16 protein-coding genes and 3 pseudogenes are annotated in these 24,628 nt (G+C 39.1%); 5 read left to right on the forward strand and 14 right to left on the reverse strand.

The window, feature by feature from the left end; genetic code table 11:
- Positions 1–179: 179 nt before the first annotated feature.
- The 6 genes and pseudogenes from ACFVSO_RS01840 to ACFVSO_RS01865 all read right to left on the reverse strand — a co-directional run bounded on the left by ACFVSO_RS01840 (position 180) and on the right by ACFVSO_RS01865 (position 2,998).
- Positions 180–866: an ATP-dependent nuclease gene (locus tag ACFVSO_RS01840; RefSeq protein WP_387469485.1), complete on the reverse strand. Its 687-nt coding sequence runs from the start codon at positions 864–866 to the stop codon at positions 180–182.
- A 9-nt stretch (positions 867–875) separates the two neighbouring features.
- Positions 876–1,298 (reverse strand): hypothetical protein, encoded by a 423-nt coding sequence (locus tag ACFVSO_RS01845; RefSeq protein WP_387469487.1) that lies wholly within the window; start codon positions 1,296–1,298, stop codon positions 876–878.
- A 138-nt stretch (positions 1,299–1,436) separates the two neighbouring features.
- Entirely contained in the window at positions 1,437–1,844 is a 408-nt protein-coding gene (locus ACFVSO_RS01850) for an AAA family ATPase (protein WP_387469489.1), read from the reverse strand.
- A gap of 255 nt (positions 1,845–2,099) precedes the next feature.
- A pseudogene (locus ACFVSO_RS01855) lies at positions 2,100–2,240 on the reverse strand (23S rRNA (uracil(1939)-C(5))-methyltransferase RlmD); the annotation flags it as partial.
- A 255-nt stretch (positions 2,241–2,495) separates the two neighbouring features.
- Positions 2,496–2,798 (reverse strand): hypothetical protein, encoded by a 303-nt coding sequence (locus tag ACFVSO_RS01860; RefSeq protein ID WP_387469491.1) that lies wholly within the window; start codon positions 2,796–2,798, stop codon positions 2,496–2,498.
- Positions 2,795–2,998 (reverse strand): aspartyl-phosphate phosphatase Spo0E family protein, encoded by a 204-nt coding sequence (locus tag ACFVSO_RS01865; protein ID WP_387469493.1) that lies wholly within the window; start codon positions 2,996–2,998, stop codon positions 2,795–2,797. Before ACFVSO_RS01865 ends, ACFVSO_RS01860 begins: the two co-directional genes overlap by 4 nt.
- A 334-nt stretch (positions 2,999–3,332) precedes the next feature.
- On the opposite strand from ACFVSO_RS01865, the gene ACFVSO_RS01870 reads away from it, so the two are divergent.
- Together ACFVSO_RS01870 and ACFVSO_RS28840 are read left to right on the forward strand one after the other, a co-directional pair.
- The gene (locus ACFVSO_RS01870) at positions 3,333–6,761 is read left to right on the forward strand and encodes an ATP-binding protein (protein WP_387469495.1); all 3,429 of its coding nucleotides are present in this window, start codon (positions 3,333–3,335) and stop codon (positions 6,759–6,761) included.
- A gap of 189 nt (positions 6,762–6,950) precedes the next feature.
- A pseudogene (locus tag ACFVSO_RS28840) lies at positions 6,951–7,270 on the forward strand (DDE-type integrase/transposase/recombinase); the annotation flags it as partial.
- 16 nt (positions 7,271–7,286) lie between these two features.
- Here the strand turns inward: ACFVSO_RS28840 and ACFVSO_RS01875 are convergent.
- The 3 genes from ACFVSO_RS01875 to ACFVSO_RS01885 all read right to left on the reverse strand — a co-directional run bounded on the left by ACFVSO_RS01875 (position 7,287) and on the right by ACFVSO_RS01885 (position 16,900).
- Positions 7,287–10,997 carry a YobI family P-loop NTPase gene (locus ACFVSO_RS01875; protein WP_387469497.1) on the reverse strand — a complete coding sequence of 1,237 codons (3,711 nt, stop codon included), beginning with the start codon at positions 10,995–10,997 and terminating at the stop codon, positions 7,287–7,289.
- Positions 10,998–11,757: 760 nt separating this feature from the next.
- Positions 11,758–12,777 carry a hypothetical protein gene (locus ACFVSO_RS01880; protein ID WP_387469499.1) on the reverse strand — a complete coding sequence of 340 codons (1,020 nt, stop codon included), beginning with the start codon at positions 12,775–12,777 and terminating at the stop codon, positions 11,758–11,760.
- A gap of 361 nt (positions 12,778–13,138) precedes the next feature.
- On the reverse strand, positions 13,139–16,900 hold the full coding sequence (locus tag ACFVSO_RS01885; RefSeq protein ID WP_387469501.1) for a hypothetical protein: 3,762 nt from the start codon (positions 16,898–16,900) through the stop codon (positions 13,139–13,141).
- A gap of 908 nt (positions 16,901–17,808) precedes the next feature.
- On the opposite strand from ACFVSO_RS01885, the gene ACFVSO_RS01890 reads away from it, so the two are divergent.
- Complete coding sequence (locus ACFVSO_RS01890) at positions 17,809–18,903, forward strand: beta family protein (RefSeq protein WP_387469503.1); 1,095 nt, start codon at positions 17,809–17,811, stop codon at positions 18,901–18,903.
- Here the strand turns inward: ACFVSO_RS01890 and ACFVSO_RS01895 are convergent.
- On the reverse strand, positions 18,872–19,447 hold the full coding sequence (locus ACFVSO_RS01895) for a sce7726 family protein (protein ID WP_387469506.1): 576 nt from the start codon (positions 19,445–19,447) through the stop codon (positions 18,872–18,874). The two genes, ACFVSO_RS01890 and ACFVSO_RS01895, sit on opposite strands and share 32 nt — an antisense overlap.
- Before the next feature lie 420 nt (positions 19,448–19,867).
- Here ACFVSO_RS01895 and ACFVSO_RS01900 point away from each other — a divergent pair.
- A pseudogene (locus ACFVSO_RS01900) lies at positions 19,868–20,125 on the forward strand (tyrosine-type recombinase/integrase); the annotation flags it as partial.
- Positions 20,126–20,326: 201 nt separating this feature from the next.
- Here the strand turns inward: ACFVSO_RS01900 and rlmD are convergent.
- From rlmD to ACFVSO_RS01920, 4 genes are read right to left on the reverse strand one after another with little or no spacing between them, the layout of a single operon-like run.
- A complete protein-coding gene (rlmD, locus tag ACFVSO_RS01905; protein WP_387469508.1) occupies positions 20,327–21,775 on the reverse strand; it encodes a 23S rRNA (uracil(1939)-C(5))-methyltransferase RlmD in 1,449 nt (482 codons plus the stop codon).
- Between the two features lie 40 nt (positions 21,776–21,815).
- Complete coding sequence (locus tag ACFVSO_RS01910; RefSeq protein ID WP_387469510.1) at positions 21,816–22,724, reverse strand: diacylglycerol kinase; 909 nt, start codon at positions 22,722–22,724, stop codon at positions 21,816–21,818.
- 30 nt (positions 22,725–22,754) lie between these two features.
- The gene (locus ACFVSO_RS01915; protein ID WP_387469512.1) at positions 22,755–23,528 is read right to left on the reverse strand and encodes a sirohydrochlorin chelatase; all 774 of its coding nucleotides are present in this window, start codon (positions 23,526–23,528) and stop codon (positions 22,755–22,757) included.
- A gap of 15 nt (positions 23,529–23,543) precedes the next feature.
- Positions 23,544–23,834, reverse strand: a complete 291-nt coding sequence (locus ACFVSO_RS01920; protein WP_116046509.1) for a YerC/YecD family TrpR-related protein — start codon at positions 23,832–23,834, stop codon at positions 23,544–23,546.
- Positions 23,835–24,064: 230 nt separating this feature from the next.
- On the opposite strand from ACFVSO_RS01920, the gene ACFVSO_RS01925 reads away from it, so the two are divergent.
- On the forward strand, positions 24,065–24,628 hold the full coding sequence (locus tag ACFVSO_RS01925; RefSeq protein WP_387469515.1) for a tyrosine protein kinase: 564 nt from the start codon (positions 24,065–24,067) through the stop codon (positions 24,626–24,628).

Below are 24,628 nucleotides of genomic sequence, written 5' to 3' on the forward strand. Positions count from 1 at the left end.
AAATTAAACGACTCTCTAAAAACATCTGATATTATTAATCGCCACATAGGGGCTACTGAGTCCCATTCATCAGTCCAACTCGTGGTAATGTGAGCAAATGCTTTATAAGGCTTTTCACTAGAAGGAGGAGTGTAGCCAAGAACATCCTCTATACAATTCGCAAGCATTATTCTCCTGTTTTAATCACCCACAACCTCAAGAATCGGATCGTTAAATATTTCTGCCCGTTCCTTTCCTTCATCTTTATCATGAATAACAATAGGATTGATCCCCATAGCTCTTAAGTACTTTACAAGGGCAATTATTGTCGCTTTTCCCCTTGCTTTAATAATTTGCCAATTACATTCTATATCTTTCCTTACTACCTCGGGCATTCGACTTAGAGTTTCCCTAAGCACGATATCCTCGGTATCTCCCTCAACCACTAACACATGTTTAGAGAAAAACACTATGGATATATGATCATCTAATATCAACAGCATTTTAACATATGTTTTATCGTCATTTTGAAGCCTCAAGAACTCCTCACTGGCGTTAAACGCATTACATCTCAGTCTCTCTATTTTAATCTGACCATTATCGCCTGTGTACTCATCATTTTCTCTAGATAGAGAATTTAAAATCTGCAAAGGCTTTTTGCTCGAATCAATCATATAAGGAGAATGAGTTGTGCAAACAATTTGATTGTTACGAGTTCCTGCCAACTCGTATATTGTATCCCTCATTTGCTTCGCAGCATTGGGGTGCAAATATATTTCAGGTTCTTCAAAACCTATAATTAAAGGTTTATGCTCTTGTCCAGCCGTTTTTCTATTGTTACGCAAATTTCGATACCTTAGTAGGGCAAAAACAGCGGATCGAATCATTCCTGTGCCCTACAAATTTACAGGTGTATTGATGTTACTAAACATGGAAATAGTAAACTGTGGTTTAATTACTTTATCCGCATCAGCTAGATTAGTAAGCGCTCTTAATCCAGTATTAGGGAAAACCTCTTTCATAACACCATTTAATTCTGTCATCATTTGCCCAAACTCACTCTGGGCATTCTTGGGATCAAGCTCCTCTGCGAGCTGATTCAAAAATAACTGGGCTTGTTTATAATTATTTGATGAGTCTCTTACATCATTAAATAGCTCAACTAAAGTGGAAACTAACGCACCTGAATTACCTGAAAGTTCTTCTGCCTTATCCTGAGCAGGAATCAGTAAAAACTTAGGAAGATTAATTAACACGTTTGCAGGAATGCCTCCTGGATTCTTAAACCACTCTTCAATCTCCTCATCATACTCGTACAACTCTTCAACTTCTTCAATAATAGTCTTAACTTTTGCAGTTAATTTCTTATCGCGATCTACTTCCGAGATTTTTGTTTCTACAGAAGTTAAGTCAAGCCCCGCATCTATGTACTGTCCAACTGTACTGCAAATTTCAAACTATGTTTTTACTTTCTTCACCTGCTGACGCAATTCGACAGTACAATCTGAACCGGGAGTAAACGTCTTCCTATAAATTACTCTTAGCCCGGTCTCTCCATCGTCTTTATTATACTGTAATACTCTCCCCTTAAATCCCACCCACTGCTTGGCTTCTTCCGGCACATCCCTAAACTCGGCAGTTAATACTATTTTGTCTGATCCACGTCTGGTTAATTCTCCATCCATATAAGAGAAAAACTCTTCATCAGAAATTCTTTTTATATCATTCAAAAGTATGTTAAGCGCTGCCAGTACTGAGCTTTTACCTACATTGTTTTCTCCAATGAGAAAAGTTGCATCTGAAAATAATACATTTGTATCTGTATGTCTCCTGAATCCCTCAATCTCCAACTTGTACAACCGCATAGGTAGTTCCTCCTCTTCAGCTTTGTATAGCTATATTTCGCCCATAAATTCCAAAATCCCCCTTTATCAATAGTGATTTGGAACTAAAACCACCATAGCTTGCAGCCACACCTCCATGATGAAAGTGGCTCTTTCACAATTAAGAGAGACATCATAGCCCCGTTTAACACATTCGTCCCAATGGCATCCAAAATAAAAGCTCAAACGCCAAGAGCGCCTGAGCTTCGTATAATAGGTAAATGTGGCTCCAATATACTATTGCCTAATAAGCGACACACAGCACTCCACATGAACCGTCCAAGGAAACATATCCACCGGAGTCACTTCCACGGTCTTATACCTGCTATCCTCCAGGATGCGTGGGTCATTCTCGAGTGTGGACGGGTTGCATCTGACGTAGACGACGCGCTACGGCTGAACTCGAGATTGTCTTCAGCGGCGTCGAGATGCAGTGCTTATGTGAACGCTTTAAATTATAGTTAGGAGAGTTCAACCTCTCAACTATCAAAGGATTTTTATTCGATTGCTTCTGAGCCTACAATTTCCACAGCGCTGATTGCTTGCATTGGATTTCATTGTAAAATTATTTACTCCCCAAAAACAACTGATGTACAAGCTGTTCAAACGGGGGAAGTTCATTCATTTATAATCTTATTCTTCCGTCTCCTGTTCATCATCCATAATCAATGCCATTATGACATATGCAAGCTGTGCTCCGTCCTGCATCCCCTGCCAGTACAAGTATTCATTCTCCATTTCTTGCTTATAATGACATATATCTTCCCATTCAGAGAATTCCGGTTTACTTATAATAGTTCGATCTGAAAATAGCTTTTGAAAAGCCAAGTCCTTTTCTTCCCGTATTCTCCTAAACTCAGGATCCAGTGCTACGCGAGCGAAAACATCATCCAATCTGCTTTGCAGGATACTTTTAAACCATGTCGGAAGCTTCAAGGCTTGTTCCTCCTCGCATAGTGTCCTCCTGATTTTTTAAGCTTCTTAAGATGTAGACGCAATATTAACTTATCTACTTTTCGACTAATGGCTAGAAGCTCTTCATGTTCAGACAGAGGAATTAATTGTTCAATCAACGCTTCGCCAAGTGTATTCATCTTGTGCTTTTCCTGCTCTATTCTTTCATGCAAATGAAACATTGTTTAGCCTCCCTCTCCTCATCTGCCAGGAGGTTCTTTTCAATGCTTCATTATGTGTCTCCTCGCAGTTTACTCAAATTGTACGAAAAGACACTGTTGTTTTAATGCGAATATCGCAGTAAAACAAAAAAAATATCGGATCACAATTCCTCAATTACGTAAGGCAAAAAGGATGAAACAAACGGAATCCTTGGCCAGTTTGCAAAGTTTGGAATGTCTTCTTAACTGCACTGGAATCAAAATAGCAGCTTCTTTACTAGAATGCAGAATTAATGTAAGGTGAGGTAATACAAACCTTTATTTGGGACTATAACTTGATTCAGGAGGGCATTCAATGTCAAAATATGATTTCCACTCATTACTTGAGCCTCTCGAATTTGAAAAGTTAGTATGTGACATTGTCCAAAAAAGAGATGCCATATCATTGAAAATGTACAAGGAAGGTCGCGATATGGGGATTGATGGTTTATATATTGATGGCGATATGAAAGTCATTGTTCAAACCAAGCGCTTTCAAACTGACTTCAAAAGACTATATCGTGAACTAAAAAACTCCGAATTACCAAAAGTACGTAAATTAAAGCCTAATCGATATATAATAGGAGTTTCCATGGACTTTTCCCCATATGAGGAGAACCAAATTATTGAGTTATTCGAAGGGTTTATTCTCAATAATCATGACATTCTAAGTAACAAAGATATAAACAGATTCCTCGAAGATCCAATACATAAACAAACATTACTTAGATATCCAAAACTATGGTATCCTAATGCAAATATATTGGAAAAGGTATTAGTCGAATCTGTGCATCGTGCTGCCTATAGAGAATCCTCTGAAGAATTAAAAGAAGCTATTAAGGCTGCCAAAACTTTTGTCCCTACACAGATCTATTACGAGGCACTGCGTAAGAGTTCTCAAAATCATGTAATTGTTATTTCGGGAGAACCCGGAGTAGGGAAGACTACAATGGCTTATATTCTGGCTTTAGCTTATCTTCAACCAAACAATTTAGACGGTTTCGTATGGGCAAATTCCATTCATGATGTATATGCAATGCTAGAGGATGGGAAACAGCAAGTTATTATTTTAGATGATTTCTGGGGGAGTATCTTTTTAGGAGAACAAACACGTCGAAACGATGAAAACCGATTAGATAAACTCATTAAACGTATAGTTCAGTTTCATGGAGAAAAATGTTTAATCATGACAACCCGGGAGTACATTTTACAGCAAGGATTTCAAAAACATCCCTTATTGAGAAAAACTCTGGACCGATACGCACTAATATGTACGCTTGAGGAGTACGGAGACGATGAAAAGGCTAGTATCCTTTATAGCCATCTTTACGCATCAAATCTTGAGTATGAATATGTAAACTATTTATATTTGAAAACTGATTGGATTGTACATCATCAAAATTACAATCCAAGAGTACTCGCGTTATTTTTGAATAATAAATTCGATAATGATTGCTCTCCTGATGAATATTACGGATTGTTAGATGACTATTTTGATAATCCTGAAGAATTTTGGGAATCTATCTATATGGATCTCTCTACTGAATCACAAATTGTTTCTTTACTTTTGCTGATTTCGTCAACCCCCATGCATCTAGAGAGTATGAAGCACTGCTTTGAGAAATTTATAATGGTTTCAAGCAGCATTATGAAAGTTAAGAATATCGACGAATGTATTGCAGAACTTGAGAAAACAATGATAAAGAGTTTTTACAGCGAGGAATACGATGCAATACTCTTGAAATTCAACATGCCTGCTGTACAGGATTTTTTATATGAGTACTTACAGAAAAATTGCGAGAGCTTAGTTCCGCACCTCTTAGAATGCTGTGTATATTACAATCAACTCCAATTTTTACTAGAACATCTATCCGATTCTTGCAGTAATCGAATTACAGATCTTATCATTGAACATTGTATTGTACACTATGACGAATATAATGCGAGCATTCTAGAATATGATGGGAGTTGGAACTGGAACATTGACCATTTCGAAGAAAACGGAGGTAATTTAGACCGATTCTTCCACTTGCTTCGTTGCTGTCAGCCAAATAAGCATCCATTACTGTACCGTTTTTTGGAAACTGAAATAAAAAAGTATTGCTTAACAATGGGCAATGGCGACCTAGAAGCTCAGTATAAGGACTTGCATAATCTGCCCGATATTATTGATCGTTGTGTGAAATTAGGGATGACTTTCGATGGGGATAAAATCATTAGTAAATATTACGAAAATGCATTCAGTGTTTACCACTATAAAGCAATGGATCAATTTCATAATGTATTCCCAGAGGAGTATTCTTTATTTTCAAAAACTCATTATACAAAAATTAAGAGTAATTTGAAGAATAAAATTCTTTTAGAATTAGACTTCCTCAATACATATGAAATGGAAATTGAACTAGATATGCTCATCGATAATACTCCAGAACTTCTGATACAATTTGGATTACGTTATACTAAACAATTTGGGCTGAAAATATATAGCTTGTGTGGAAGAGAGCCATTTTTACCTGAAAATAATGTGAAACAAAATAATACATTAGATAGCAATCCAGATTTGAATCAACAAACTCTAGAGGATGTTAAAAAAGACGCAGAAAATTGGCTGCTTGGGCCTTCTGAAACTTATTTAGATGATGATCAAATAGAGGAAATTATCTTAAATAGTGATCTTACATCTCCTACAAAAAAATTATTGAAAACTGTACTGAAGACTTCGACACCACAATATATTCATAATTTTTTTAAAGCCAAAGAATCGCTTAATCTTCTTATCGAAATATTATGTGTCCCTGATCCACATATGCCAGAGAAAGAAATTGATCTTATCTTCTCAATCCTGTTACATATCTCTCAGGAGAATGAGTTATTAATGAACAATCTTGTAAGTTTTTGCGCTGAGAGCTTGGCTTTGTTTATTAATAGGGACGAACCAGTTTTACGTGCAACCCATTTCTTTACAAGTAACGTTTATACAACCTATCTAGAAGATAATGAACAATTACGCGAAGTTATATATAAATACCTAATTATTAAAGATGAGCAATGGATTCGTTTTCTCAATATTCCAATCTTTATTTTCTGTAATGCGTTTATTATTTGCTTTGGCAGTGAAGAAGAGGAGTTAGAAGCGTGCTATTCGGACATATTAGGGGATAATTTTAAACGATTAAAACAAGTGATCCAAAATGGTTCCAATAAACAAATCAATATTTTATATGCAGATTACTTTCAATATTATTTTAAGAATTATGAGTGGGAAGGTTATATGTATCGAATGTTCGAAGAATTAAAACCTTACCATTTTAATCAGACTTTTGTTGCACCAATGATAAAGAGTTATCTTGATAGGTTAGGAACCGGAAATCTTACTAGTAAAGTTTTAAATGTTATCTCCTATAGCGAGCTAGAATTTAAATACAAGGCTTCTAGAAGTCCATTATATTTTACCAACAAACTAAATGATGAGCTTTGTATGATAGAGCATTTGGGAATATCAGTACTTTGGGATGCTGATTTCCCATCTCAAATAACTAAAAGAAAACTAAAAGAGTTACAAACAGAAGAATTAGCACATCAAGACGGTGATAGATGGAGAGTACTAGTATATAAAATTAAAGATGTTGATCTGCTAAAAGAATTAGGTGTGTATGACGCAGCATTAAAATTCCTACGGGAAGTAGAGGGTACATACTCACGATTTATTGATGGTGATTACTCAACAATAAAGCCACTGTATTAGTGTGTGACTCTAATTCGAACTAGTATTCGTAAGACTGCAAATAATCCGTGTGTTTTACGTAATATAGAAGCAACAGCCCTCAACCGTTGAATACAGCGGTGGGGGGCTGTTGGTTTGTATATTTTCAATGAAGGTTTAAGGCATCCCCGTTATTTAGAAATCCGATGTAATGGCATAGTATACTCCACATGGCTGTACCTGGCGAGCATCATGGATCTTATACAGCCGCAAAATCGTTGGATTTCACATGGATGAGCTAATGACGAAAGAACTGGTGTTAACGGCGCTGGACCGTGCCCACAGCCAGCAGCGACCATGCGAAGAGGTACTGCATCATTCGGTGGCAGTCAGTATGCTTCCCATGACTACCATGCGCGGCTGCGCACAAACTAGATGAAAGGCAGTGTGAGCCGTCAAGGAACTGTTACGATTATGCGTGCATCGAATCGTTCCACAGTGTGCTCAAAAAAGAACCTGTCTACTTGGAAAAATTCAAAACGCGCAAAGAATGTACCTAAGGATGTACTATACCGGTTTTAACACTGATTTATTTCGGAGAATTTTGTAATTTCCTTTCCTCTCGTAATCTTCCTGAAAATCAAATATCCACCCCTTCTTTTTAAATGCGGTTAACAGCTTAGCATTTTTTTCATTGATTTCATATTTAGGTCGGGTACGATTCTCGAAAATCTTTTTATACTCATCCAAACCCAACATTTCAAGGTACCTCCTACATGCTTCTTCCTTCATGCGGTGCAAAGAAAATATGAATAAATCAGTTTTTTGACTATCTTCCAAATCATCCGATTCAATTAGGGCTTCCAGCAGTTTATCACATATCTGCATAGAATTAATGATGATATGTGCAATATTCTCCTTTGCCAATTCATAAATAATTTGCTGTATTTCATTTGCCCAATTTTCATAAGTTACAAGCAAACTAGAAAGATCACTAAAATCAAAGTTATTTCTCAAAATATGTTCAACTATAGACGTAGAATATCTTTTATTCAAAATAGATATTGGTTCATTTGTAAACCCAAGCAGCCTAGTTTTAAGATCGTCTGTAATATCCCAAGCAAGTAACTCAACTATTTCATCTATTTCAACCTCTTCACTCGTCATTATATCTGCATATACATCAATGTTTTTTCGGATAAAGTATACACTCTCACTTGGATAATGTTCCCGAACAAATTGTAATGTCTCCAAATTCATAGAGATAATATTTTCATCAACAAAAACTCTAAATTTCTCATTTGATATACCCTCTACCTCAAATATTTCATAAGAAAACTCGAGCGAACTCAATGTCTCCCTATATTTATGAGTCGACAGTTGATTACAAACTATAGCTGTATCAAAAAATTCTTCTGACTTTTCATCACCAAAATCTTTTTTTGCCTGGGAAAAGTCTAAATGAGAGTCATTTCCATTTATGAAGGAAATTAATACATTATCTAACGACTCGCTAGTTCCAAAATATAGAAGTATGTTTTCTTCTGAATATTTAACTAACCGCTTACTTAGAAGAACATTCCATAAGCTAGTATCATCCACATCGTCGATTAAAGTTATAAGAGTTTGTAACAAATCTATATATTTTCTTTTCTGATCTGTAGAAACAGTCTCATTGTTTAAAATTATCAAAACAACATTCTCATCATCTTTAATTACACCATTACTGTTTGCTAACACCTCGTCAATATAAGCACACGTATTTTCATGAGCATATTGTGCTAATGGAGATTCTGGATTAGAGCGCACTAAAGTATAATTTCGATGATAGAGATCATTCTCATCTTCAATATCATAAAAAGTTTTAAGCATGAGTGATAAATTATCAAAGTTAATTCTATACAACGAATTATTATAAATCTCTATTAATAGCTCTGTATTTGCCTTTGTGATTCCAATAAAAGAAACATTTAATTCAATTAATCCGTGAATTAGTTTATCAACTACTGGATCATATATATCGAGGTAGTCAACGCTTGATGAAATGTAATCAGTAAGGCATTCTTCAGAATTAACAGCCTTAATTTCATCAACACTAGAATAGTAAAGTGTATAAATCGAATACAAGCGTGTCTGGCTCTCTGTCATCTTTTTTCTTTCTACTACGGATTGAAACATTTCTGGCCATTGCTGGTTAAGACACTTGATGAATGCTTCAATTTCCCTAGCAGTATCAAAATATTCACCAATAAACTTAAAGTTTCTTGTTTTCTTAAGTTGTTGTAAAAACCTGTTAAGATATATTTCATGTTTAGGCGTTTGCAAAAGATATTGAAGCAAATCGAAATTTAAAATCTCTTCCTGATCAAAATCCACTTCTCGTAGTCTAGCAACTACTAATTTAGGATTTTTTAATTGATAAGTGTGTTCTTTTGCCATTTTATCTGTGATACTGCGTAAAAACTTCTTATCTACTCGTGTGAGACTATGCTCATAGAAATATGTCATATAGTCAGGATATGTTTCATCAATATAACCATTGCGTATAAGATACTTCAATAAATCGAAATAATCACTCCTTTTAATTTCGTGAAAATTTGTTTTATCACCAATCTCATTTGTCGTTGTTATTTTAAAAATAGCGTCTATATTCTCCCTAGTAATAATCTCATTTAATTGCTTATTATTTGTATAGATTATTTCCTCCTTAATATCGGATAGTTCATCCTCTAACTCTGACAGACGATTATTTTCAGTAATATCTATACTGTTTTGACGAGCTGCAACTTCTTTTTCAAGCTTTTTTAATTCCTTTTCTCGTTCTGGATGATAATAACTTTGATTTATCTGAGTCCTCTTAGATTGATATACAAGGTCTAATTCCTCCTTAAAAATTAAATGTTCATTTTTTGCTCTTGAGATCTCTGCTTCTTTTGGCGCGACTAACCCACTTAATCTTTCAATCTCTTGCTTTACAAAAGTTTCTTTTTGAGCAAAGAGAGCAAATACCATGCCTTGATTCAGTTGTAAATCACTAAAGTCCCGTGGGAACAAATTCTTATATGCTATCATCGCAAGCATCTTGTTACAGTTTAAATCTGTTGTATTTAGCCTTTTATAATAAATAATGAACTCATTATATATGTTTTTAAGCAGCCTCATATCATCAATATACAAGGAGAGCCCCTGTAAAAAGCTCTCATCAAAAAGCTCATAAATACCACCTTTTTTGAAATGTGATATAAACTGATCATATGAATTTGAGCTATCAACCACAGGAACAACAGGCACTATGTATTCAAAAAACTTAGTACGGTCTTTTGAGATAAAAATATCATCTCGCAACAGATAAAAGAACCTTAGCGGTTGCTTCCTTTCCTTTTGAAGCTGGATATTGGCTAACGTATTAATCTCACGTAGTCGCTCAAATATCCTACTTACATTGAAGCGATCCATATCCTCAAACACGATAACATCTGCTTTTACGTTCTCAAACAAATACAAAACTTCATTTAGGTATTTATCAAAATAGGATTCATTACTTTCCTCAAATATTTCAATTTCATTTCCCTGTAGACTAATTTTCCTGAACATGTTCTTATTCATTTGTAGCTTCACTATTTTATAAATGAAAATAGAAGTTACTATAATACATAAAGCACCACTCACTAAAAGAACGTAACTATTTGTAGACAAGTTTAACATTTTCTTTAATTCAGACATTGGCAAAGACGAAACATATCCGTTCCATTGTTCAAATAAGAAAATATGTAGCAGAGCTAAAAATAATAACATTGTTGAAATCGTGATAACTAGAAAGTTTCTAATGCCAACCTTTCTTTTAACCTTAAAATTAGTTTGAGGGATTTTATCTGATGGAATCTGGTGAATAAGTTGATTTAATATTTTTCCTTCTAGAATAGATTCTTTAACTTCTTTTTCTTCTTCTCCTTCGGAGGTTTCAAAATGAGCAAGTGATACATGCACAAAACGCAAATCACTCCGGCTTTTCTTATAAGATGCTATAACACTGCTTTTACCAGCACCATATGCTCCAGATATAGCAACATTATAAATATCTGAGTTAGAAAAGATGTAGTCAAACGCATCTTTATAAACGTTTAATTCTACACCATCATTAGGCGTTAGTTTTTGAAATTCATATTTGTTATCATACTCACGTGTACTTTTTCTTTTGAATACAGTTTTTGTAGAGTTATATGCTTGTGCAACAATTCTCCAAAGACCGCTCCATCGCTTTTTCACCCACTCTATCAAAAATATCCCCTCCTTCTATTATGAAGAATATCCATATGTTATAACGTAATTTTATAATAATTTCTCATGACTTGTTTTTTGTCTACATCTTATTGCTTTAGGATTGTTGTTACTCCGACCAAATCCATGTCAATCTATTTTGAATATCTATGAAAATTTTCTATTGGACTACCTTTCAACAAAATATGCCACTTTATCAAGATATTCTACATTTCTCGAGCATTCCCTTTCTAGTCTACAAGAGAATTAGTAAATAAGTACTACCGCAAGTTGACGATACCCCCATTGGACTAACTGCAATCGTATATCCATCTTGACCAACCTTTGGTTGACTGTGCAAATTTCCCAAACGTGTCAGTGCCCATTTTACTGCTTCGCTTCCGATTCACCCTCAAGCAAATCACAAGTCACCAACTCAAAAGAGAGCACCTAAGAAGGTGCTCTCTTCAGGCTGTTGACAAAGCCCCGGTTTCCGGGGCTTTGTCAACAGCCTGACCCTCTCTCTAGAGAGGGTCATCCCGCCTTAACTTCTCATCGTTATTTTCCGTTCATAACTAGTAGTGAACAACACTACACATGCTCCGTATGCGGGAAGCGCTCTCTGCTGCGGCATCTGTAATAATCGCCTTATGCCGAGTAGAATCAATATTTTAGTCAACTCTTCCAGTTCTATTCACTTGATTTACTTTACCTTATCACGAATTTTGCGGCAGTTTTACGGCATGCACCTCAACAAGACTATATAACCGAAGGCTTATTATTAAAGAATGTCGTAAGCTTTAATAGCCCGTATTTTATAGTTAATATGCCTATTGTAATCCTCACTTAGCAACTCGTTAACATGATCCTGGCAGTTTTGATAGATATCATACTCTACTCCAGTGACATCAATAATTGAAGTTTGGTTTAATCCTTGAAGAATCATATTAATTATTGCAAACTTCGATAATCCAGTGGCAGTAAAGGGGTTTTTAGTAAGGGTTTCTACTTCTCTTCTAGAGTAATACTTTTCTTTGACTTTGTTCAGCATGGTTGTAATAAAGGCATTGGTTATAGGCTTATTAGTACTTGTTAGAAATAGATTACTGTAAGTCGTTTCCACTTTGATTCGTTGTTCATAGTGCCTTTTTAAACACTGAAATAAGGAGTACGGCAATTCAAGTTTTATTTCCCCATCTGGACACTTGTCACATTGGATATTTAGAAGTCGTCTTTCATGATCAAAATCACCAAGTGATAGTTCAACTATCCTGTTGAATTTGAACCCATACAGAAGAAGTAATTTCAAGATCAATTTAACTTGCATTGCTATCGGGGTCTCTTTTGTCCGAGAGTTCAATTCACTATATAAAAATCTAAACTGATCCTCGTCAATCGGGGGATTTGCCTCGCGAGCTTTTAGTTGACGGCTTAGTACGTCAGGTCTTCCCTCAATTTCTTGACTGAGTTTAGTGAACGGCTGGATATTTCTTAAATTTTGATTAGGATATCTTTCGTTTATTAGTTCCTCAAATAGCCTATTCAACGCAATAAGAAAATCATCTATTGCACTTTTACTTCTTACATTTGGATTACTCAGTATGTAATACTCTGTACTTCTAACAACATCATTACGAGTAAATTCATGTCGAAACAAGGTGTCTATATCAGCAACATAAGCTTTTTCTTTAAGTAGATAAGGAACTAAGAAATCTCGTAATTTGGGCATGTACTGATGATGCTCATGCTGAGAAAGGTCTGCACCGAATTCCCGTAATTGCTTTAACAATGCTTCTTTCAACTAAATCTCCCCCTAATCTCATCACTAATAGTCCATTATCGAATAGAATGCTATCTTACATATGGAACGACAATATATTGAGTGCTTAATACAGTGTAGAAAATGAAAATCGAAACAATAAAGTTTATTCATTCAGAATTTTAACTAACTTGGAAACTCACTTAACTTGGGATTGTAGGTGGAGTCATCTCAATTCTCCCCGCATGAACCTTATATCTCTGTGTTGAAGCTCCCCCCCAAGTCCTATGCGACCCTAGAATCTAGTTCAAACCCTATTACCCCGAAATATTCTATAATTGAAAATAATTGATACCCCCTACATCGGTACAAGCTCCCGATGCCCCAGCTCTGTACAGTTCCTCTAAATGTCTCTTAGAACTTCATCCATTTGTTCTTGTTCAATATTACGTCTCCATGCTTCAATTGACCGTTGTACTCTTTGCTTATGCTTTAAATAAGTTAATCCAGTTAATGCAGGAAGCAAAGATTCTAAAAATGCGATTTTTACCTCGATGTGTGGAATCATGCTCCCCCATCCACCACCATAACTTCTTGATTCTAATTCAATTTCTTCAAATAAAACAGAATCTGTATTTAATTTAATGAATCGTAAAAGATGTTTCTTGCGACGTTCATCTGAAAACTTTGCATCAACAATAGATGAAAACAATATTTTCATAAACTCTGAATTATTATAATTGATGCTTATGAAATGAGACAGCCACTCGTCCTGACGTATGATTCGATTTCCTGATCTATCCCTAACCATGAAAAGGTGGGCTATATGTCCTGAAACTTGCCACGAATAAAGCCCCTCAACATTGCAATACGATTTAAAAATATGATCAGCGAGTTGAATATAGTCATCACAATCCCAGACTGCAGATATGCGCTTTTCATCTTCATGCCTCCAAGAATCTCTACCCTTCAAAGTATAACTAATAAATTCATCAATAAATGAAGAGTCCATAAGTATAAAATTGACGAGATATTTGCCCTTATGATCGGTATTTTTCTCGCAGGAAATCTGTTTAAAGTATATTTCTTTTAACAAAGCCACATCACTTTTAAATCGGTCATGTAGTATATCTGGATCAGTGCCGCCATCATATGAACCAAACATGGTATGAAAATATAATGAAAACATAAAGGAAGAATAGTCGTATTTTTTCGCAATAATTCTTCCTGCTTTTACGAATACTTCGTCATCAAATTCTCTGTATTTTTCTAAAAATTCAATTTCTCTAGATGGTGATGAAGTAATGTTGCCCTCGTGTAAAGATAAAAAGTCATATAGCATCTGCACAAATTGCTTCGAAATAGCTTCAGAAGGCAAATTTCTAAAGAATGAAAAAAACCATGCATTTTTTTGATCAAATTCAAATTTGTTAATTATTTCATAAGTTCGATCAACTCCAACCAACTCAAATAGCTTTTTCATGATAGGATCGGGATACAGGTTTATAGGAGTATTATGATCTAGATAAGCATCAACGGCATACAAATAAAGTTCTTTATTAATTTCGAGATAATCGAATGCGTACTGTAGCCCACCAATAATGTCCCACGTGTCCTTAAAGTCACACTTCTCATAACTAACACATACTCCCAGCATATTTTGAATTGTTTCTTGGTTAGCATCCCTTAACAAATATCGAATGTCAGATTCTTTTAACTCTTTTTCCTTTTCCCAATCAAACTCTTCTAGATGGCGTTCGCCCTTTAACAGTTTATAAATTAAAAAATCAGGACTATTTAAATAATCATATAAATGTGGCTGTACCTCTATACCAAGACGTTTACATTGATCTACTACTGTTTTTGCTATAATGCAGTGTGAAAGTCTACGCGGGGATAAATGATTACTGAAAAAACGGATTATATACGGGCAATCAAATTGTACCAGTTCTTTTTCAATTTTATCTTTGTTGAAGTATCCATATTCTTTAATTATAGTTTCAATTTTTAGTTTATACTCATCGTATTTATATAATTTAAATAAAGCACTCCAGATCAATTCTCGATATTTTCGAGAACCATCACTTAGTTGAACAGGTATTTGATACATAGTGATTGTATTTCCTCTCCCTGTCTCTGAAGGCGAAAAGTGCAACTTTAGTAACTGAGCAGCTACTCTCACAAAAAGGATGCATATTGTTTCATTTTTCCATGCATCAGCATGTTCAATAAATTTGTTTATCAATTGGATCTGCGTCCAATAGTCATAGCGATGTGAATTCTTTTTAACACCGAACGAGTTGTTAATTGTATGATAAAAATTCATAAACCCTTGCGGCATTTTTTTGTAATATTCGAATAATAAATCCAAAGCTTCTGGCAGATCATTTTTATCGTAGAATCTGCCTATAATATTTAAAACATCGTCATTTACGCTATTATTACGGCTTTCTTTCTCGAAATCGATAGAGTTAATGTCAAAAAAACCTTGAGGTAATCTATCAATTCTTTCTTTCAGCATCAATAATGTTTCAGTTGGCTTTATGCTATGAAATATTTTGACAAATTCAAAGAACAGCGGACTCTGTGATTTTTCAAAATCATCCCACACAATACGTATTTCTTTTTCAAGTTGATTGTGTATAATCTCAGAAGCAAAGATATTGCCAAGAGTGTTAACTGCATTAATTACACGTGGTTGATAACTCTCGAAACAAGCTTTTAGCATTTCTGATAACGGAATGATCCGTTTGTTTATAAATACATACGCAAGTAGATAGTTGCCAAGACACTGATCTGATATTTTTGCAGCCTTATCATTGTATATGTCCACCAATTCCAACTCGTGTAATCTATGGGAACATGAAATAAATGAAGTATCCGATATACCTATCTTCTCTAGTAGAGGCATTAAGCTTTCCAGACGTTCGAGGTTTATTGCTGTCAGGAAAGCAATCATTCCTGCCACTGCGCACAAATCTCTATCTTGATCGAAAATATTGTTTTTAATGAATTTGCCATAATACCCTTCATACAACTGAGTTGCATCATTAATGCTAGATAATGATTGTGTTTCAACCGCAAGCCTTCCTGCAAGAATAGCAAGCCTCGCATTTCCTTCGGCAATTCTAACAATCTTATCAAGATAGTCTGAATTTAATATTTTCAAATTAACTTCTAAAAGCTTCTTTATTTCTTCGTCCGAAAATGTGCTGATTGTACAAACGTCTGGAATCGTAAACTCTCGAATGTCATAAATGGTTGTCTGTTTTGCGTAATCTCTCACTGTCATTACGATCTTCACATCGTACCCTTGTTTATACTTTGTAAGGTACTGCAGCGCATGTTGTAGTCCCGTAATTTGATTCGCGTCATCGATCATTAAAAGATATCTATCGGGGGTATCTAAAAATACTTTTAAATCTTCATATATAGGTAGGCGATTACTTTGAACACACAACAATCTATAATTGTTTTCAAATGCATATGTTTTACAACACTCTAATGCTAACCGTGTTTTTCCCACTCCGGCAGGTCCCGTTATCAATATAACACTGGATTTTTCTATTTTAGTTAACAATTCGATAGTTTCTTTTTCTCTAAACTGGAAGGCAGTTGAAAGTGGAGCTGCCATTCCATTCGAATCATAAGCAAATATAAACTCCTCAGAATTAAAAATCTGCTCAGTGCTTATCGAAACGCCTAAGAAATCCCGCGATATTCCGTGGAATCGGGTATAAAGGTTACTGGCTAGCTCATCTACTCCATTTAATTGAAGTAATACTCCGTTAGACGAACAAAGATCGTGTAGCTGTTTGCTTTTTCCTGCAGACAAGGTAGCTGATGTATGGAAACAGATAATTTCCGCAATATTTGATAGCTCTACTCCCGTTTTCTCGAATTTTAAGCAGTCGAAAATATCTGCGTGTATCTTTTCATAAATATTTGATTGCTGAGTAGTGTACATAACAAAAATGTACTTTCCACTAGGATCATGAAAATATGTATCCGGGATTCCTTTTGTAGTTTTCATGGTGCCAGATTTCATCCCTAAGGATAATACATTTTCGTATCCTAATTTAAATAAATACGCATCACATAACTCTTGAAATGCGCCCCCATCAAGCTGCAATATTTTTTGTTTAATATCTGTCAACTTCGACATTGAATATACCTCCCATGTTGTAAGTAGGATTTAATCTCAAAGTTTTCAAAAATCACTTTCAAAAAATTAAGCTATCTATATATCCCATTTTCCAATATTATAATAGAAAACCCAAGCAAAGTTTTTTCCTGAGTTGAGGAATATTTATATTCACTTGAACATACATGGGATTATGCACTGAAGAACGACCTCCATTATATGACTCCACGATCTGCGCCATACATCAGCTAAACTACCCATTAACCAAGGCTTACATGCCAAGGTTGTTTAATGGCATTACAACATATCTGCAACTATGAATGTATTTAGCCTTGCTCAGCGTTCTACCGACCAAGCTGCGGCTGATAAATTTGAAAAACTATTCTCTATTGACATTAAAAAAGAACAGATGAAGACGCTGAGTTAAAAAGTTTCACTCTCGGCGCTATCTTCTGTTCTTTTTGCTCACTCATTTCAATTTACAGCAATTTTAGGACCTCCGTTCAAACGCCTCTGTTACACCACTTCACTAGGCATAGCGTTTTAGCCCGCAAACCCTTATACATCAAGGCTTCCCGCTTCCTATATCATCCCTAACGAGCAAACAAACACTCTCCACATGAACCGCCCAAGGGTAACGCCTCCTTTTTTACCGCTTCTGTTATAGTACCACGCACGAAACCGCACCAATTGTAGATTTTTGCAGTTCTGTTGTACTGGTTTGATAGACTTAGGAGCATTTAACATTATATTTCACATCAATTTCACAATTGTCCTTACGATTATAAATCATTACCAAGCATATAGGTGTATATGTCCACGAACGCATGTTCGCTACAAAAAGGAGGTCTTTAGTAGTATTATATTATAATCTGGAAGAACTAATAAAATCCTTCAGCCGATGAAGAAATTTCTTAGGAGGTTGACAAATGTTTGATCAAAGGCACTATGTACCCATTATTAAATGGAAACGAGGCGAACAGGTAGCTCTTGAAAAACTACCACATCAAATCAAATCACAATTCACGCCCTTGATTGAAATTGTACCAATAACCTACGATTACAAAAACGACTGTCCTAAAGAGACTATTGACCAACATCTAGGAGATTTTCAAGACCAAATTCAGAACACATGGGAAGCTAGAATCCCTTTTTTTATTGATTTAGATTATCTTGATACCAGTGACCGCATGCAAGACGGCAGACACCCACTAAGCTATATCTTCGACGAAATACGTAGTGTAGAATTTCACGGCATTCCAGTAACAGGAAGCAATAGAGACGTAGCATATCAAGATGAAGTTCGTGAAATAAACCGGATCGATAACAATGGTGTTTGTATTAGATTGACCGACGATGACTTTATTGGAACAGAGCAAATTATAAATACGCTACTTACATCACTAGATATTTCTGAAGCCCAGACTGATTTAGTAATTGACTTAGGTGAGATTACCACAGATGAGGTGCGTTCATCAGTAATAACAACTTTAGCTGTTATTAATTCAATATCGAACATTCACGCGTTTAGAACACTTACAATAACTGCAAGTGCCTTCCCCTCAAACCTATCCAAATTTGTTTCAACAGGTAGTTCTGGATCTGTCCCCAGAGATGAATGGAATGTTTGGAGAACTTTATACGCCAATAGAAATAGAATTACAAGGATTCCTACTTTCGGAGACTATACGATCAACAGTCCCGACTTAGTTGAAATGGATCCGCGGCTTATGCAAATTGCGGCGGGAATAAGATATACGGGCAAGAATGATTATTATATATTTAGAGGGGTCTCTGTTAGAAAAGCTGGATCAGGAGGGTGGGGACAGGCTCAAGCTTTATGCCAACAAATTGTCGCTCACCCTGGCTACAGTGGTAATTTGTTTAGCTGGGGAGATACTTATATTTTTGATTGTGCTAACGGAGCGGCTTCCACAGGTACAGCCGAAACATGGAGACGAGTTGGCACTAACCATCACATTACTCTAGTAGTTAATGAACTCGCCAACTTTTCCTGGACTTAAGAACGCATCTTACTTCATATTGTAATTCCTTTTTAGGCACATTCTCAGCCAATGCTTTCCATATATATTCCCGAGGCTTGCTCATTAACCCTTTATGCAAGCCTCTTTTTTTTAGCAATTCTATAGCTTCATCTCGCCATAACAATTGCGCAATTGCATACGGATCGATCATTTTATTTTTGTTTGCTCTTCGTTCTCTGTATAAAATTATATTTCCTCTTGCATTAGCTTTAACCCTCAGAATCCCCCACCACGGAGGTATTTTCTCTCGTACATCTTCTATGTATTTCTCGCTTACAACTAAAGTCACTGTATCAAAGACCCTATTATATGCTTCAGTTTGTCTGGGTAGTCGTTCAAGCGTATCACTCTCACTTTTTATTTCATAGCCATTCATTGCTCCGTTTATTACTGCAACATCAATTCTTGCTTCACCTTGACAAACACCTAATTCATCTAGAATAAGTACGTCCTCTTCATTTGAGTGTTCTCGGCTCAACTTGGTCATCAAGACCGAGCGAATATCAATGTCACGTGTTTTCATAAAATTCATCCCTTTAATAATATTTGAGCACGGAACACTACACACTGTCTCGAATGCAAACCTATTTTATCACAGTCACCTTAGTCCGTCATCAAGAACTCGCTTGGTCATCTCGCACGTTCCATTCTCGTTGACTTTGGTACTGCTCGTGCTACAGAAACGCTGGCAGATTATATGACCAGCCGAAGTCCTAGCAGGACGAGCTACTGTCTTTTTACATTTTATATTAATATCCGGCCGCTTCTCTGATGATCTGTATTTTAGGTAGCTCATTCGAGATGAGGGTGGTCATCTACATATCGTGAAGTCTTTTCATGACTTCATAAACAATTTTACCAGCAACAGCTTCTGCTTCTTCATTCGTTAGTTCGATAACCGTCGACGCCATCACTTACATACAGGCTACTCACACTTCATCATGAGCGCCCCTATCTGTGGTTCCGTTCGTTCATCAAAAAGCACGGGCTCCGGTATATCCGCTTCCACGATCTGCATCATACCGCCGTGACTCTGCTCATTAATCAGGGCGTTCATGCAAAAATCATTTCAGAACGGCTCGGGCACGGCGACATATTCACAACGATGAACATCTACGGCCATGCGCTTCAGAGTGCGGACCAGATAGCTGCCGACAAGCTTAAATTTCTGTTTGCGGATCAAGCTAAAACGCAAAAATAAGACGCTTAGGAGCCCGGCTCCTCGGCGTCTCTTTTTCTTATGTCTTGTGTAGAATTATCACCATTTACTATAACGAAATTAGCTTATTCACATCAAATTCACATCAACGTCAGCAAAAACACTCTGTATTAGCATAGAATTACAGGCTGTATCAGACCACTCAAACCGGTTTCAGTTCTATCATTTCGCCCTTCAGTACTATCATCTTTTCAGGAGAGCCACACTCTCCACATGAACCGTCCAAGGAAACATATCCACCGGAGTCACTTCCACCGTCTTATACCCGCCATCCTCAAGAATGCGCAGGTCACGCGCTAGCGTGGATGGATTACAACTCACATAGACGACGCGTTTCGGCTGAAGCGCGAGGATCGTCTCCAGCAGCGCCGGGTCGCAGCCCTTGCGCGGTGGGTCGACGACGACGACGTCGGCTTCTACGCCTTCCTTGCGCCAGCGAGGCATGACGACCTCGGCAGGTCCTGCTTCGAAGCTGGCATTGTCGATGCCGTTCAGCGCAGCGTTGCGCTTCGCGTCTTCGATCGCCTCTGGCACAATCTCAACGCCGTATACATGGCCGGCCTGTCTCGCCAGGAATAGCGAGATCGTGCCAATGCCGCAATACGCGTCAATGACCCTCTCCTTGCCGCTCAGCGCCGCATATTCCACCGCCTTGCGGTACAGAGCCACCGTCTGCGCCGGATTGATCTGATAGAACGAGCGCGCTGAGATCGCGAATCGAATCCCATCCAGCTCATCATAGATGAACTCGCTGCCCCACAGGACGCGCGTCTCATCGCCGAAGATCGCGTTAGTATGCTCTTCGTTCACGTTCAGCACGATGCTCTTCAGTCCCGGCAGCGAAGCGCGCAGATGCTCAATCCACTCTGGCTGGCGAGGCAGCCGCTTGCCGTTCGTCACTAGCACAACCATGATCTCGCCGGTCACGACGCCGGTACGAGCCATAATATGACGCAGAACACCCTTACCCGTCGATTCATCATAAGGCTGGATGCGCAAATCCCGCGCCACCTTCTTCACGACGCGGACGACCTCGTCGTTATGCTCATGCTGGATCAGGCAATCGTCCATATCGATAATGCGGTGCGTGCCGCGCGCGTAGAAGCCGGCAACCAGCTCGCCATTCTCACCAGCTGCACCTACAGGCACAGCTGCTTTATTACGGTAGCGCCACGGATCATCCATGCCGATCGTAGGATGCACGATAACGCCATCCTGAGCGTCTCTCTCACCAGCTACACTCAGCTTGCCGATACGCGTCAAGTTATCAATGACATGCTGCCGCTTCCAAGCGAGCTGCGCCTCATAGTCGAGATGCTGCAGCTGGCAGCCGCCGCATTCCTTGTAGATATCACATGGCGGGTTAATCCGGTCCGGGCTAGCCTTGACCAGCTCCTGCAGTCGTGCGTAGCCGTATTGCTTCTTCAGCTTCATGACGCGCACGCGCGCCTGCTCCCCGGGAAGCCCGCCTTGAACAAACAGGGTAAAGCCGTTCGCCCGGCCTACCCCGTCACCATCATGCGTCAGGCCGACCAGGTCGACCGTGACTTCTTCATTTTTTTGAAACGGAGTGTCGTAGCTCGGCTTGGCCGGTCTCGCGTTCCTCACGTTTCTTCCTGATTTTCTAGTCATATAATCTCCGTTCTCTCATGCTTGCAGTTTGACTGTCCCCTTACCGATACGTCGATTCGCCTGTCTCGTCCGCGAAGATGCGCAGATGCGAAGGAAGCACCGAGAAGTGGGCAGGCAGCACGCCGCCGTATTCGCCGTCCAGATTAATCTGCACATAATCCGGTGTCGTTACCTTCAGGCTATTCGTGCGCAAATGAATGACATGCGGATCAGACAAGTGCTCACCCCGAAGAGCAAGCGTGACGAGCCTAATAAATTCCGCCAGATTCATCTTCCGAATCAGGAGTACGTCCAGCAAGCCGTCATCTATCTTGGAATCCGGCGCAAGCCGCTCGAAGCCTCCTACGGAGTTGCTGTTGCAGATCAGGAACAACATGAACTCGTCATGGAATTCCCCCACGCCCTCAGCTACAAACTTCAGCTCCGTCGGGCGAAGGCGTGTCATCTTCTCCAGACCCTTCATATAATAAGCCAATTGCCCAACCATCGTCTTCAGCTTGCTCGGCACATCATAGGTAAGCTCCGTCAGTGACCCGCCGCCAGCAATATTAATGAAATAACGCTCATTCGCCACGCCTACATCGACAGGTCTTGTATACTGTCCGATGATCAGATCGCAGGCATATTCCCAATGCTTCGGGATACCCGTCGCGCGTGCGAAGTCATTCGTCGTCCCGACAGGCAATATGCCCAGCGGCGGACGATTCGGCTTATTCGCAAGTCCATTGATGACTTCGTAGAGCGTGCCGTCACCTCCCGCTGCAATGATCATGTCATAGCCTCGATCTGCCGCATCAGCGGCGGCAAGCGTCGCATCTCCTTCGCCAATTGTCGCATGACAAGTCGCCTCGATACCGCCTTGATCCAGTCGCTGCAAAATATCCGGGAGCCGTCGTTTCATCTCTTCTCGGCCCGACGTCGGATTATAGATAAGCCTCGCGCGTTTCATTGCAACTCGCTCCTCCTTAATGGAACAACACTAACCATAACCGTTACGGGACAACCAGCCTGCCATCTGCCGGTGAAGCCATCTCTCGATTGCGGGATGAGGCAGCATGGCGCGGCCATTGTACCGGTAGGCCAATCCTTCAAGTCTTGCGGGTATTACTTTATTGGTGAAATAGCCTTGGCTTAGGAACACAGGCACGACAAGGACATCATCCACATCTTCCTGCCCCTGAAGAGCCTCCAGCTTCCCCACTGCCTGATCGGGGAGCAGCATGGCATAATCAGCCCTGCCGAATCCGCCGCGCCTTCGAACACGCTCTGCAAGCCCGGACAATCCGTCCTGCCAGCGTTCATGGAAGACTGGCTCCTTGCTGCCATGGCCGATCAACAGCACAGCCTCTCGCTCTGGGCAGGTCGACAGATTCGAAATATGCGAATATAACATCTCTGCAATGTCTTCGTCATCATCAATGGGAGAGCCGTAATGCACATTCGCCTCCACACGAAACAAACCCAAGTCTCCTTCAAAATCAGTCAGCGGCGCAAATCCGAACGCCTGACCGATCTCATCGACATGGGTACTGCCGGAAGAAACGAATAACGGGAGCACGAACATGTCCGTCACTCCCTGTCTCTCCAGCTCGTCTATACCATCCTGAATAAGTCTGCCCTCAACGATCTCCAAAAACGCAGAAACAACGGGCACATGAATGCTGCCCGATGCTTGGCGTACGGCTTCGTCTATAAGGTCGACCCAACTTTTTTCCCTGGAACCGTGACTAACGACCAGAATGCCGGGATTCATGTGGAGCCCTTCCTTCTAGCGGCCCAATCTCTCTAGTGTCATTTTATATCCATCGTTGCCGTAATTCAAACAACGCTTGACCCTGGAGATCGTCGCTGTGCTGGCACCTGTCTCCGCTTCAATCTGATTATAGGTGCTGCCTTTGCCAAGCATACGGGCTACTTCCAGACGCTGCGACAAAGATTGTATCTCGTTAACCGTACACAAATCATCAAAGAAAACATAACATTCCTCAACCGATTTCAATGTAAGGATCGCTTCAAATAGTTGGTCTATTGCTTTATCATTCAGCTTCTTCAGCTGCATTCGCATTCACTCCCATGAGTACTATTGCTATCATTGTAAAGGTTTAAGGATTTTTTTTCAAACGTTACCGTATTCACGCTTTACAGGATGTAAGAAGAAAGGCCCGTCCGATGCGGCATTGTCATCTTGCGACAGGGCATATATCACTAATTTTATTCCATAACCGGGCATTCGTCCAATCCACCTCTTAGCCTATTCCATAGACTAATAAAAAAAGGGTTGTGATCTCCTTGAATCATCATCAATATCCCGGCGTCGGCAACCGTGGAGGCGCTGGGCGTGACCAGGATTATGCGCATCGGCAAGGGCAGAATCCACTCAGCCGACCTTATAACGGCCAGCAAGGCGCCTTTCCTTATAACGGCGATGCCGCGCCGCCGCAGAACGTCCATATCTCGCAGACGCAGGCAAGCCCAAGCCTGCTGCCGGCCGTTATACCGCCGAGCCAGCCGCCCGAGGTGCAGCCGAAGAAGGGCTTCTCGCTTTCTAATCTGACCAGTATGGCCAATCTGAATGAAATCAAAGGCTTTGTCGACCGGATGGGCGGCCTGGATGGCATATTAACAACCATTACCAAGGTCCAAAAGGTCTTCGGCAGCATCACGCAGATGGCACCGCTTGCGAAATTATTGATACCCTCATTCGGCAAAAAAGGCTCAAAGGAAAGCAGCGGAGGAAGCTCAAGCAGCGACCGCAGACCATCCAGGCGCAAGAGCCGCCGGACCGGAACAGGCAGCGGCAGATCCAAGAGCGGGACGGCAAACAGACGACGAAATACAAAAAGAAGACGTTAA

This window comes from Paenibacillus sp. NPDC057967, from assembly GCF_042887015.1.
Lineage (GTDB): Bacteria > Bacillota > Bacilli > Paenibacillales > Paenibacillaceae > Pristimantibacillus.